Source organism: Pseudomonas sp. 1912-s (assembly GCF_029269205.1).
In the GTDB taxonomy this organism is placed as follows: Bacteria; Pseudomonadota; Gammaproteobacteria; order Pseudomonadales; family Pseudomonadaceae; genus Aquipseudomonas.
Window position 1 is genome coordinate 1 of the sequence record NZ_JARIXR010000061.1, and the last position, 12,241, is coordinate 12,241.

The window sequence follows — 12,241 nt, forward strand, 5'->3', positions numbered from 1 at the left end:
TGCTCTTTGCTCTTGCTTTTGATCTTGATCTGGCTCTGACTGCCCCAATAAGCCCGAGGCCGAACGCAGGTGGTGCGGAGCGGGTAAACCGGCAGGACGCCGGTTTAGCCGCGCTGGGCCAAGGATGGCCCATCGCGGCGGCCCGCGGAGCATCGCCGGAGTGAGGGAACACCGAGCCTAGGCGAGGTGCCGACAGGCGGGGCAGAGCCCTTTGCTTACTTTGGGGCTCTTCCAAAGTGAGTCGCTGTAAGAGCGAAACCATAAGCCGCCGTTACCAACGAAACGGATATGCACACCAAAAAATCAGGCCCGACTCCTGAGCCACTGCATAAACCCTTTCTTCACAGGCACCACAGGCGCCTCCTGCGTCAAACTCTGAGCCGCATGCAACCGGAAATCCAACAAACTCTTCATCGCCTCACTGATGTCATGCCGAGCATCCAGACAAGGCTTCAGATACTCCTTCTCAATCCGGTACAACGTACAAAACGTCTTCGCCGAAAAGTCCGCAGGCACGCCCTGCTCCGAGAGAATCCCCGCCTCGCCAATGACCTCCCCCGGCCCCATCCGCCCGGCTTCGAACTTGTGCCCGGCCTTGGTCAACATCACCGAAATCACCCCCGATTCGATGATAAACAGATGATCACTCACCTCCCCGGCCGGCAAAATCATCTCCCCGGCACGGAAGGTTTGCAGCGTCATGTTCTGGCTGAACGTCTCCTTCTCCTCCTGACGCAACGTCGAGAAAATCGAAGAACTCTCCAACAACGCCCGCGCCCGCGAAACCGCCACCGGCGTATTACTCTCGGCCGCCGACAACAAACTCACCCCCGCCGCCTGCAAATGCCGGAACGCCAAATCATAAAGTTGATTACGCACCTCACGCTTGAGCGTCATCGCCGGCACAAACCCGCTGATCTCATATTCGACGCCACCACTGGCCGACGTCTTGAATGCGACGCTGGGCGCCGGCTTGGCCAACAACGGCCGGCACCCCTGCATCGCCCGCTCCAGCGCATCCAGCACGGTTTGCGGCCGCGCATGCGGGCTGACTTGCAGGCTGACCGACAGCCCAAACATATCCGCCGGGCGTGAAAAGTTGATGATCTTGGCCTTGGCCGCCAACGAATTGGGCACCACCGCCAGACTGCCCTGGGAGGTTTGCAACTGGGTGGCACGCCAGTCGATATCAATCACCCGGCCTTCAGTGCCGTCGATAGAGATCCAGTCATCCAGTTGGTAGGGCTTGGTAGTGTTGAGGACGATCCCGGAAAACACGTCGCTCAAGGTGCTTTGCAACGCCAGGCCGACGATGATTGCCACCGCGCCGGAGGTGGCCAGCACGCCCTTGACCGGCAGGTCGAGCACGTAGGCCATGGCCGCGATGATCGCGATCAGGAAGATCACCGCCCCCACCAGGTCCTGCAACAACCGCCCGGTGTGCCCGACCCGCTGCATCATCACCGCGCCGAGCAATACCGTGAGGGTGCGCGCCGCAAATAACCACCAGCCAATCTGGAACGCCGTGGCCGCCAGGTGCAGCGCCACGTTGTCGCCATACGGCGCGACCTGCATCGGGTTCATGCCTTCGTTGAACAGCACGGCGCTGAACACGGCGAAGATCACCACGCGCGCCACCAGCTTCCAGTTGCCGAAATTGGCAGAGATCAGGCGCCACACGGCGATGTCGATCAGCACCAGCGCCAGCGCGCAGAACATCGGGTGATCGGAGATAAATGAGGGCATCCAGGCGACTCCAGGGCGAATGCCATGAAGATCGCATGAAATGCCTCTGGAGGGTATAGCGCCCTAGCGCTGCATCTGCCCGAATTGCCCGGACTGATAGTCGGCAAACGCCTGGTGGATTTCCTGCTCGGTGTTCATCACGAACGGACCATGGCCGACGATGGGTTCGTCGATCGGTTCGCCGCTGAGCAGCAACACCATGGCGTCGTCGCTGGCCTCCAGGCGCAGTTGCGTGCCATCGCGTTCAAACAACGCCAACTGGCCTTCCCGTGCCACTTCGGTTGCGTTGATCCGCACCGTGCCACGCAATACCACCAACGCGGTGTTGCGCCCGGCGTGCAAGTCCAGCGTCACCGAACGGCCGGCGTTGAGGCGCATGTCCCACACGTCGATAGCCGTGAAGGTACGGGCCGGGCCCTTGACCCCGTCGAACTCGCCGGCGATCAAGCGCAGGCTGCCGGCGTTGTCGGCCAGGGGCAGCGTCGGGATATCGCTGTCGAGGATCGTCTGGTAACCGGCGTCGGCCATTTTGTCCTTGGCCGGCAGGTTGACCCACAACTGGACCATTTCCAGGGCGCCGCCGCTGCGGGCGAAGGCCTCGGAGTGAAATTCCTCGTGAATGATGCCCTTCGCCGCCGTCATCCATTGCACATCGCCAGGGCCAATGGTGCCGCCGGCGCCGGTGGAATCGCGGTGCTCGACTTCGCCCTTGTAGACGATGGTCACGGTTTCAAAGCCGCGATGAGGGTGCTGGCCCACGCCACGGCGTTGTTCGGTCGGGGTGAATGCCGCAGGACCGGCGTGGTCCAGCAACAGGAACGGGCTGATTTGCTTGCCCATCGTGTCGTAGGAAAACAGCGTGCGAACCGGGAAGCCGTCGCCAACCCAGTGCCCGCGTGGGCTGGTGTAGAGGCCGATGATCTTTTTCATATGTGTCTCCAGTAATGAATACACCTTAAATCCGTTATCAATCCTGCGCTAGACGGCAAAATCGGCCTTGATCGTCCCACCCATGGAACGCTCACGCGGGGCTGGATTATTTTATATTTCGACCATAATATGGTGTTAAATATTACGCCCGTAATTTTTTACCTTCTCCACACGTACACCCGCCCCACGGAGCCCGCCATGAACCCTCTTCCCCTGCGTCTTCTCACGCCCCTTGCCCTGTTGGCGATACTCGCCGGCTGCAACAACAAGGCCGACCCCGTCGCCGAGGCGCCCCTGCCCCGCCCCGTCTTGGCCGCCAAGGTTGAAGCCGCCGGCAGCCAGCAAAGCGCCTACACCGGCGTGGTGGCCGCTCGTACTGAAAGCGATCTGGGGTTTCGCGTCAGCGGCAAGGTGATCGAGCGCAAGGTGGATCCCGGCCAGCATGTCAGCCGTGGCGACACCTTGCTGGTGCTGGACATCGGCGACTTCGAACTGGCCCTGCGCTCGGCGAAGAACCGCGTCAATGCGGCCCAGGCCCAACTGCGCCAGCGCCGGGACGACGAATCCCGCTACCAGCGCCTGGCCAATACTGGCGCGGTGTCGCGGCAGATTTTCGACCAGTCCGCCACCAACCTGCGGGTGGCCGAAGCCGAGCTGGCCTCGGCGCAGTCCGACGCCAGCCAGATCGAAAACCGCCGCACCTACTCGGTGCTCAGGGCCGACAGCGACGGCATTATCACCGACGTGCGGGTGGACCGCGGCCAAGTGGTGGCCGAGGGGCAAGTGGTGGCGCGCCTGGCCCACGACGGCGCCCGGGAAGCCATCGTCAACCTGCCCGAAAACCAGCGCGACCAGGCTTCGCAAAGAGCCCTGGCGTCTCCCTTCGGCGCCCCCGAACAGGCGGTGACCGCCACGTTGCGTGAACTGTCCGCCAGCGCTGACCCGACCACCCGCACCTACCGCGCCCGTTATGTATTGCATGGCCCGGTCGACCGCTTTGCCCTGGGTTCGACCATCACCGTGCGCCTGCAAGGTGACGGCCAGGCGCAGCAAACCCGCGTGCCCATCGGCGCCCTGCAGGATGCCGGCAAGGGCACGGGGGTGTGGGTGATCGGCAGCGATGACAAAGTCAGCTTTGCCCCGGTGAACGTCGCCCGCCTCGGCCAGGAAGACGCCCTGCTCGACAGCGGCGTGAGCCCGGGCCAGGTGGTGGTCGCCCTCGGCGCACACCTGCTGCACAGCGGTGACGCGGTACGCCTGTTGCCGGCCCAGGCATTGGCCCTCAACCGTCAGCAGGAACACTGATAATGCGCGGTATCAACCTCTCCGAACTGGCGGTCAAGCATCGCGCGGTCACACTGTTCCTGATCATCGCGATCCTCGCCGCCGGGGTCTTTGCCTTTGGCAAGCTGGGCCGCGCCGAAGACCCTTCATTCACCGTCAAGGTCATGACCATCACCGCCGCCTGGCCCGGCGCCACAGCCCGGGAGATGCAGGAACAAGTCGCCGACCGCCTGGAAAAACGCCTGCAAGAGCTGGACTACTACGACCGCGTCGAGACCATCGCCCAGCCGGGTTTTGTGTCGATGCGCATGACGTACCTGGAGTCCACGCGCCCCAGCGAGATCCAGGACCTGTTCTACCAGACCCGCAAAAAACTCAGCGACGAAGCCGCGAAGTTGCCCAAGGGCGTGATCGGGCCGTTTTTCAACGATGAATACTCCGACGTGTACTTCTCCCTGTACGCGCTGGAGGCCGAACACCTGCCCCACCGACAACTGGTGCAAATGGCCGAGGACATGCGCCAGGGCCTGCTCAACCTGCCGGGCGTAAAGAAGGTGAACATCCTCGGCGAACAGGCGCAGCGCATCTTCGTCGAGTTCTCCTATGAACGCCTCGCCACCCTGGGCATCAAGCCCGAGCAGATTTTCGCCGCCCTCGCCGCCCAGAACGCCGTGGCGCCTTCAGGCTTTGTCGAAACCGCTGGCGCCCGGGCGTATATCCGTATCGACGGGGCGTTCGACAGCCTGGCGCTGATCGAAAACGTCCCGCTGGAAGCCAATGGCAAACTGCTGCGCATCGCTGATGTCGCCACCGTCAGCCGCGGTTATGAAGACCCGCCCAGCTACCGCATCCGCCATCAGGGCGACCCCTCCCTGATGCTCGGGGTGATCATGGAGAAGCACTGGAACGGCCTGGAACTGGACAAGGCCCTCAAGGCCCAGGAGGCGAAAATCCAGGCCGACCTGCCGTTGGGAGTCAACTTCGCGAAGGTCTCCGACCAGGCGAAAAACATCAGCCTGGCGGTCAACGAGTTCATGCTGAAGTTTTTCGTCGCCCTCGCCGTGGTGATGGTCATCAGCCTGCTGGCGCTGGGGTTCCGGGTCGGGCTGGTGGTCGCCGCTGCCGTGCCGCTGACCTTGTCGATCGTGTTTGTGATCATGCTGATGACCGGCCGCGAATTCGACCGGGTGACCCTGGGCGCGCTGATCATTTCCCTGGGCCTGCTGGTGGACGACGCGATCATTGCGATCGAGATGATGGTGGTCAAACTCGAGGAAGGTTTTGACCGGATTCACGCGGCCACTTTCGCTTGGAGCTCCACCGCCGCACCGATGCTCACCGGCACGCTGGTGACGATTATCGGCTTTCTGCCCGTGGGTTTTGCCCGCTCGGGCGCCGGGGAATACGCGGGGAATATCTTCTGGATTGTCGGCTTTGCGCTGATCGCGTCGTGGCTGGTGGCAGTGGTGTTCACCCCGTACCTGGGGGTCAAGCTGCTGCCGCAGATCAAGCCGGTTGCCGGCGGCCACGATGCGATTTATGCCGGCCGTTATTACCAGAAACTGCGCCGCCTGGTGGACACCTGCGTACGCAACCGCTGGTGGGTGACCGGGCTGGTGGTGGCCGCCTTTGTGTTGTGTGGCCTGGGCATGGGCGTGGTGAAGAAGCAGTTCTTCCCCAACTCCGACCGGTCCGAGCTGATCCTTGAGGTGTATATGCCGCCGGGCAGCGCCTTCAAAAGCACCGAGGCGGTGGCGGCGCAGGTGGAAAAAGCGCTGATGGAGGAACCGCAGACCGTGATGGTCGACACCTACGTCGGCGGCGGTGCGCCACGGTTTTTCCTGTCGCTGAACCCGGAGTTGCCCGACCCGGCTTTCGCCAAGCTGATCGTGCAGACCGCTGACGCCCATGCGCGGGACGCGCTGAAAAAGCGCATGGGTGAACGCATCGCCGCGGGTGAGTTTCCGTCGGCACGGGTGCGGGTTACCCAATTGGTGTTCGGCCCGCCCGTGCCCTTCCCGGTGGTGTTTCGCGTGTCCGGTCCCGACCTGAACGTGCTGCGCGGCCTGTCTGAAGACGTGCGCCAGGTAGTCGCCGCCAACAAACTCACCCGCGACAGCTTCCTCGACTGGGGCGAGCGTGCCAGCAGTTATCGGCTGGTGCTGGACCAGGACCGTCTGCGACTGCTTGGCTTTACCCCCGACGGGGTGAAATCCCAGCTCAATGCGCTGCTCAGCGGCAACCCGATCACCGAAGTGCGCGAAGGCAATCGCACCGTGTCAGTGGTCGCCCGCTCCCAGGGCAGCCAGCGCGAAGACCTCGGCAACCTGGACAACATGACCCTGACCAACAGCGCCGGCGTGTCGGTGCCACTGGCCCAGGTCGGGCATTTCCAGGCAGTGATGGAAGAGCCGATCCTCAAGCGCCGCAACCGGGCGCTGACCGTGGAAGTGCGTGCCGATATTGTCGACGGCACCCAGCCGCCAGACGTGGAAATGGCGGTGTACAAGGACCTGCAGCCACTGATCGCCAAGCTGCCGGCCGGTTATCAAATCGTCATCGGCGGCCCGGTGGAAGAAAGCGCCAAGGCCAACGTTGCGCTGGCGGCGCTGTTCCCGATCATGATCCTGCTGACATTGACCGTGATCATGTTCCAGGTACGTTCATTCGGGGTGATGTTCATGGTGTTCGCCACCGCACCGCTGGGGCTGATCGGCGCGGTGCCGACGTTGCTGCTGTTCAACCAGCCGTTCGGGTTCAACGCGATATTGGGGCTGATCGGGATTGGCGGGATCTTGATGCGCAACACGCTGATCTTTACCGACCAGATTCGCCAGAACCAGGACCATGGCATGGTGATTCGCGAGGCGATCATCGAAGCCACGGTGCGCCGGGCACGCCCGGTGATCCTGACCGCGCTGGCGGCGGCGTTGGCGTTTATTCCGCTGACACTGTCGGTGTTCTGGTCGTCGCTGGCGTATGTGCTGATTGGCGGGGTGTTGGTGGGGACGGTGTTGACGTTGCTGTTCTTGCCGGCGTTGTGCAGTCTGGTGTTGGGGCGGGAGAAGACGCGGGAAGTGCCGACTGCAACCTGATCCAACCAACACCACAGAACAGTGTGGGAGCTGGCTTGCCTGCGATGGCGGTGTATCAGTCAAAGCATTCATGACTGACAATCCGCTATCGCAGGCAAGCCAGCTCCCACATTTTGATCTGCTTCCACAGACGATCAGTGATGGTTTCGGATCAGCGTTTGGACAGCTCCATAATCATCCGGCTCAGCAGGTAAATCCGCGGCGCCACGCTCTCCACCTCGGCATATTCCTCCGGCGTATGGATATTGCCCCCGACAATCCCGAACCCGTCCAGGGTCGGCGTGCCCACGCCAGCCGACAAGCTGGCATCCGCCGCCCCGCCGCTGCCTTCAATGGTCAACGTGCGACCCAACTCGCCATAAATCCCCTGGGCAATCGCGACCAGCTTGTCCGACTCCGGCGTCTGCGGCATCGGCGGCAGGCCGCGGTGCAGGCTGGTGGTCACTTCAGTCTCGGGGATCAGCTTGTTGGCCGAGACCCGCGCCAGGTCTTTCTCGATCCGGTCAAACTCTTCCGGCAATGCGGCCCGTACGTCAGCCTTGGCGGTGGCCTGGTCCGGGATCACGTTGACCCGGTCGCCCGAATTGATCACGGTGAAGTTGATGGTGGTTTTCTTCTCCGCATCCCCCAGCTTGCCCAGTTGCAGGATCTGGTGCGCCGCTTCCATCGCCGCATTGCGCCCCAACTCCGGCGCCACACCCGCGTGGGCCGCCTTGCCCCTGACCTCGACCACGGCGGTGGCGCTGCCTTTGCGCCACACTACCAGGCCGTCCGCCGGGCGACCCGGTTCCAGGTTGAGGGTCACGTCGTGGCCCTTGGCAGTGTTGCGGATCAGCTCGGAGGCGCCGTCGGTGCCGGTTTCTTCGCTGGCATCCAGCAGGAAGGTGATTTGCGCATAGTCCTTGAAGCCCTGGTTTTTCAGGACTTTCAAGGCATAGATGCCGGCGACGATGCCGCCCTTGTCATCCATCACGCCCGGGCCATAGGCACGGCCGTCCTTGATATGGAACGGCCGGGCGGCGGCCGAGCCTTCCTTGAACACGGTGTCCATGTGGGCCATCAGCAGGATCCTGGCCTTGCCGGTGCCTTTAAGGGTGGCGATGACATGACTGTTATGGGCGGCTGCATCAGGCACCAGCTGGATACTGAACCCCAGTTGCTTGAGCTCGTCGACCGCGATGTCACGCACTTGGGTCAGGCCCGGCTCGTAGCCGGAGCCCGAATCGATATTCACCAGGCGCTCCAGCAGTTTCAAAGCGTCGGCCTTGTACTGCTCGGAATCGGCCTGGATCTGTTTGTGGGGTTCGGCGCTGAAGGCCGGCATGGCGAACGACAGCGCCAGGGTGGCGGCCAGTAACGTGCGTGGGAAGTTGAAGAGCATGAACCGATCCTTGTTTTTGTTGGAAGGTAGCGCTCCACCCTACCTGACAATAAACAATTTGTTGATCCTCAGATCGACCTCAACCAACTTCCCTGCACCGAACTGACCCGGTTGCGCCCGCTGCTCTTGGCTTCGTACAGCGCCTGGTCGGCATCGTTCAGCCAACTGGTGGCGTCACCGTGTGCCGGCCGGTACGGCGCCAGGCCGATACTCAGGCTGGCGCGCAAGGTCGGGTCCTGGGCGTAGGCCAGTGAGTTGAAGCGGTCACGCAGGGCGTCCATCACTTCGGTGGCGCGGTTCAGGGGCATGTCCGGCAGGATCACGCAGAATTCGTCGCCGCCATAACGCCCGGCCAGGTCAGTGGCCCGCAGGTTCTGGCGCAGGACTTTGCTCAACTGACGCAGAACAATGTCGCCGGTGACGTGGCCGTAGGTGTCGTTGATGGTCTTGAAGTGGTCGATATCGATCAGCGCGATGGCGGCGCCCCGCTGGTCGCGGCGGCAGCGCTGGAACTCGATTTCCAGGTGATCTTTCCAGGCACCGTGGTTGAGCAGGCCGGACAGGCTGTCGGTGCGGCTCAGGGCCAGCAACTCGCGTTTGTGCCGCGCCAGGGTGATCGCTTGCCGGTAGCAGATCCAGCCCAGGGCCAGGGGATACAGCATCAGGATCGGCAGGCAGGCGTAGAGCTGCACTTCGCTGGTGAGGGCCGTCACCGCCGGGGTGAACACCAGCATCGACGCGCCGATCCCCAGCGCCTGGGCCACCCAGCCGGCGAACATGAAGCGCGGGCCGCCGATGGCGACGTTGTTCATGGTCATCATCGACAAGGTGGTCACGCTGGGCAGCGGGTTGAACTGCATGGCGCCCACCCAGAACCCGCCGCAGAACGAGTCGAACAGCAGGTTGCGGTGTTCCGAACGCAGGGAGTTCTTTGAGCGTCGTGACCATTGGTACGCCACATGCGGCCAGACAAAAGCGTTGGCAACCATCACCACCCAGACCCAGGCGGGCTTATCCAGCGGATAGATGGCGGCGGCCACACAGATAAACCCGAGGGTCAATCCCAGGGCGCGCGACTTGTACAAGCGTGTGGCGAGCGAAAGTCCCTTTCCTCCTGCGGCTGGCATGGTCTGGCTTGATCCTGGATGAATGCCCGAAGTCTATCAGGGCAACGGCAGATCGCCACTACCGCTCATAAGCTGGCCTTCAGCTGGAAAAGCCCCGGGCCAGCATCAACGCAACCCCCAGCAGTAGCACAGCCGTGGCCCTTTGCAGCAACACCCGACGCTTGGGGTTTTCCAGCACGTGCTTGATGCGCTGGCCGAAATAGCAATACAGGCAGCCGCTGGCAAATTGCAGCAACAGGAAGGTCAGGCCGAGGATGGCGATATCGGCGGCGGCGCTGCCCTGGCCGATTGCGGCGAACTGCGGGAATACCGCGCTGAACAGAATGATTGCCTTGGGATTGGACAGCCCGGTGAGCAGGCCCTTGCCGAACAGGCTGCGGGCATTTTCCGGGGTCGGGTCGGTGGTCTTGATCGTCACCCCGCTGCTGGTCCATTGCTTGTAGGCCAGGTAAAGGATATAGGCGACGCCCACCACCTGGATGATTCGGGTGATCAGCGGGTAGTCCTTGATCAGCTCGGAAAAACCCACGGCAAAGATCAGGATCGAGACCAGGTAGGAAACACTCGCCCCGAACTGCGCCGGCAGGGAGCGGCGCAGGCCGTCTTTCAGGCCAAGGCTGAGCAATAGCAAGGTCATGGGGCCGGGGCTGAACGCCAGGGTGGTGCACAGCAGCAGGAAATACAAAAACGAAGACAGCGTCAGCGCAGTGGCCATGGCGTGGGGTTTCACAGCAGGAAGTCAGGCGTGCAGTCTAGGGCGCGCACCGCGCCAGAGGCAGGTAAACTCTACGGATATATGCGCAGACTTTACCGGTAAAGTTGGCGGCAAACTTAAGGACAGTGTGATGCCCATTCCCGCGATTCACTTTCATGATCGAGCGCCAAAAGTGCAGCAGATCGTCGATGCCCTGGCCCATGCGATTGAGCAAGGCGAGTTGGCGGCGGGCAGTAAACTGCCTTCGGTGCGTGAGTTGGGCGTACAACTGGGCGTCGGAAAGTTTACCGTGAATGAAGCGCTGGATCGCCTGCGCGGGCGTCACCTGCTGACCTCCAGCCAGGGCCGCGGGCACTTCGTTGCGAGCAGCCTGGCGCAGCCTTCGTCCAGCAACTGGGTCGACTTGCTGCCCCAGGACTTGCTCAGCGTACTGCGCCGCCCCCTGGCCATGGCCCAGGGCGACCTGCGCCCCGGCGGCGGCCACCTGCCGGAAGACTGGCTGGACTCCGACGTATTGCGCCAGGCCATGCGCAGCGCAGTGCGCGCCCCCACCTTGCGCATCGCCGGGCTGGGCACTCCGGCGGGCCTGCTGCCATTGCGCCAGGCATTGCAACAGAAACTGCACGGTGAAGGGTTGTCGGTGCCGGTGGAGCAGATCATCACCACGCCCAACACGGTGCAAGGCCTGGACATGCTCATGCGCCTGCTGGCACGGCCCGGGGACACGGTGTTGCTGGATGCGCCGTGTTATTTCAACTTCCACGCCAACCTGGCATTGCATGGGGTCAAGGTGGTGACCATCGCCCGGCGGCCTGACGGTTTTGATTTTGCGGCGCTTGAGCAGTTGCTCGCGGAGCATCGTCCCAGCCTGTACCTGACCACCAGCGTGTTGCATAACCCGACCGGGCATTCGTTCAGTCCGAGCCAGGCGTTTCGCTTGTTGCAGCTGGCCAGGGAGTATCACTGCCATATCGTCGAGGATGATCTTTACGGGGACTTGCACCCTAACCCGCCGCCGCGTCTGGCGACGTTGGCGGGATTGGAGCAGGTGACGTACCTGTCGGGGTTTTCGAAGGTGCTGACGGCGAATGCGCGGGTGAGCTATGTGGTGGCGGCGCCGCAGTTGGCGGCGAACCTGACCAACATGAAGTTGATGAGCGGCGGGATTACGTCGGAGTTGTTCGAGCAGATTGTGTATCGGCTGCTGAGCGAGGGCGGGTATGCGAGGCATCGCAAGCGCATGGTTCAGCGGCTGCTCGAGGCCGGGGGGCGGGTTGAGCAGTGGCTGCGGCGTTGTGGGTGTGAGTTGCCGATGGGGTTTGAGGGTGGGATGTTTATTTGGGCGCGGTTGCCGGCTGGGGTTAATGGTGAGCGGTTGGCTGAAGCCGGTTTGAAACGCGCGATGGTGTTGGCGCCGGGGGCGTTGTTTGGGTATGAGCCGGGGTTGCGGGATTTTATGCGGTTTAATGTGGCGCATTGTGATGAGGCGCGGGTTCAGGGGGTGTTTGAGGGGTTGTTGCTGTCGCAGTTGTAGGTTGGGGTTGGGGTGTATATCCGTTATTTAGGTAACGGCTGCCTATGGTTCCGCTCTTACAGCGGCTCACTTTTGAACAGCGCAAAAGTAAGCAAAACGCTCTTGCCCCACCACTCGGCACCTCGCTCAGGCTCGGTGTGCCCTCACTCCGGCAGCACGAAGCGGGCCGCCGCGACGGGGCGTCCCTGCCCCGTCGCGGCTAAACCGGCGTCCTGCCGGTTTACCCGCTCCGTACTACCTGCGTTCGGCCAGCGTGGTTTAACGGGGCGCCTAAGATCAAGATCAAAAGCAGATCAAGAACACAGCGGCCTACAGGCCGGCTTGAGTGGTGTGGAGCAAAAGCAAAATCAAAATCTAAAGCGGGCGCGGTCCCCTGTAGGAGCTGGCTTGCCGGCGATGGTCGTTAACGATGACGTTGGCGTCCTGAAT

8 protein-coding genes are annotated in these 12,241 nt (G+C 62.6%); 3 read left to right on the forward strand and 5 right to left on the reverse strand.

Features of this window, described 5'->3' with window-relative positions; all coding sequences use genetic code 11:
- Positions 1–303 precede the first annotated feature (303 nt).
- Complete coding sequence (locus P3C29_RS32165) at positions 304–1,746, reverse strand: mechanosensitive ion channel domain-containing protein (RefSeq protein WP_275966424.1); 1,443 nt, start codon at positions 1,744–1,746, stop codon at positions 304–306.
- Positions 1,747–1,809: 63 nt separating this feature from the next.
- Entirely contained in the window at positions 1,810–2,676 is an 867-nt protein-coding gene (locus tag P3C29_RS32170) for a pirin family protein (protein ID WP_010175174.1), read from the reverse strand.
- A 198-nt stretch (positions 2,677–2,874) separates the two neighbouring features.
- On the opposite strand from P3C29_RS32170, the gene P3C29_RS32175 reads away from it, so the two are divergent.
- Together P3C29_RS32175 and P3C29_RS32180 are read left to right on the forward strand one after the other, a co-directional pair.
- Entirely contained in the window at positions 2,875–3,981 is a 1,107-nt protein-coding gene (locus tag P3C29_RS32175; protein WP_275966425.1) for an efflux RND transporter periplasmic adaptor subunit, read from the forward strand.
- Between the two features lie 2 nt (positions 3,982–3,983).
- The gene (locus tag P3C29_RS32180) at positions 3,984–7,055 is read left to right on the forward strand and encodes an efflux RND transporter permease subunit (protein ID WP_275966426.1); all 3,072 of its coding nucleotides are present in this window, start codon (positions 3,984–3,986) and stop codon (positions 7,053–7,055) included.
- 151 nt (positions 7,056–7,206) lie between these two features.
- On the opposite strand, the gene P3C29_RS32185 is transcribed toward P3C29_RS32180, so the two are convergent.
- The 3 genes from P3C29_RS32185 to P3C29_RS32195 form a co-directional block, all read right to left on the reverse strand.
- Entirely contained in the window at positions 7,207–8,436 is a 1,230-nt protein-coding gene (locus P3C29_RS32185) for a M20/M25/M40 family metallo-hydrolase (RefSeq protein WP_275966427.1), read from the reverse strand.
- 68 nt (positions 8,437–8,504) lie between these two features.
- Positions 8,505–9,563 (reverse strand): diguanylate cyclase, encoded by a 1,059-nt coding sequence (locus P3C29_RS32190; protein ID WP_275966428.1) that lies wholly within the window; start codon positions 9,561–9,563, stop codon positions 8,505–8,507.
- A 79-nt stretch (positions 9,564–9,642) separates the two neighbouring features.
- The gene (locus P3C29_RS32195; RefSeq protein WP_201126153.1) at positions 9,643–10,278 is read right to left on the reverse strand and encodes a LysE family translocator; all 636 of its coding nucleotides are present in this window, start codon (positions 10,276–10,278) and stop codon (positions 9,643–9,645) included.
- 130 nt (positions 10,279–10,408) lie between these two features.
- On the opposite strand from P3C29_RS32195, the gene P3C29_RS32200 reads away from it, so the two are divergent.
- A complete protein-coding gene (locus P3C29_RS32200) occupies positions 10,409–11,812 on the forward strand; it encodes a PLP-dependent aminotransferase family protein (protein WP_275966429.1) in 1,404 nt (467 codons plus the stop codon).
- The last annotated feature ends 429 nt before the right edge of the window (positions 11,813–12,241 follow it).

Bases quoted from the DNA above. Each gene is read 5' to 3' on its own strand.
- P3C29_RS32190 (WP_275966428.1), bottom strand. From the start codon at position 9,563: ATGCCAGCCGCAGGAGGAAAGGGACTTTCGCTCGCCACACGCTTGTAC.
- P3C29_RS32185 (WP_275966427.1), bottom strand. From the start codon at position 8,436: ATGCTCTTCAACTTCCCACGCACGTTACTGGCCGCCACCCTGGCGCTG.
- P3C29_RS32170 (WP_010175174.1), bottom strand. From the start codon at position 2,676: ATGAAAAAGATCATCGGCCTCTACACCAGCCCACGCGGGCACTGGGTT.
- P3C29_RS32175 (WP_275966425.1), top strand. From the start codon at position 2,875: ATGAACCCTCTTCCCCTGCGTCTTCTCACGCCCCTTGCCCTGTTGGCG.
- P3C29_RS32200 (WP_275966429.1), top strand. From the start codon at position 10,409: ATGCCCATTCCCGCGATTCACTTTCATGATCGAGCGCCAAAAGTGCAG.
- P3C29_RS32180 (WP_275966426.1), top strand. From the start codon at position 3,984: ATGCGCGGTATCAACCTCTCCGAACTGGCGGTCAAGCATCGCGCGGTC.
- P3C29_RS32195 (WP_201126153.1), bottom strand. From the start codon at position 10,278: ATGGCCACTGCGCTGACGCTGTCTTCGTTTTTGTATTTCCTGCTGCTG.
- P3C29_RS32165 (WP_275966424.1), bottom strand. From the start codon at position 1,746: ATGCCCTCATTTATCTCCGATCACCCGATGTTCTGCGCGCTGGCGCTG.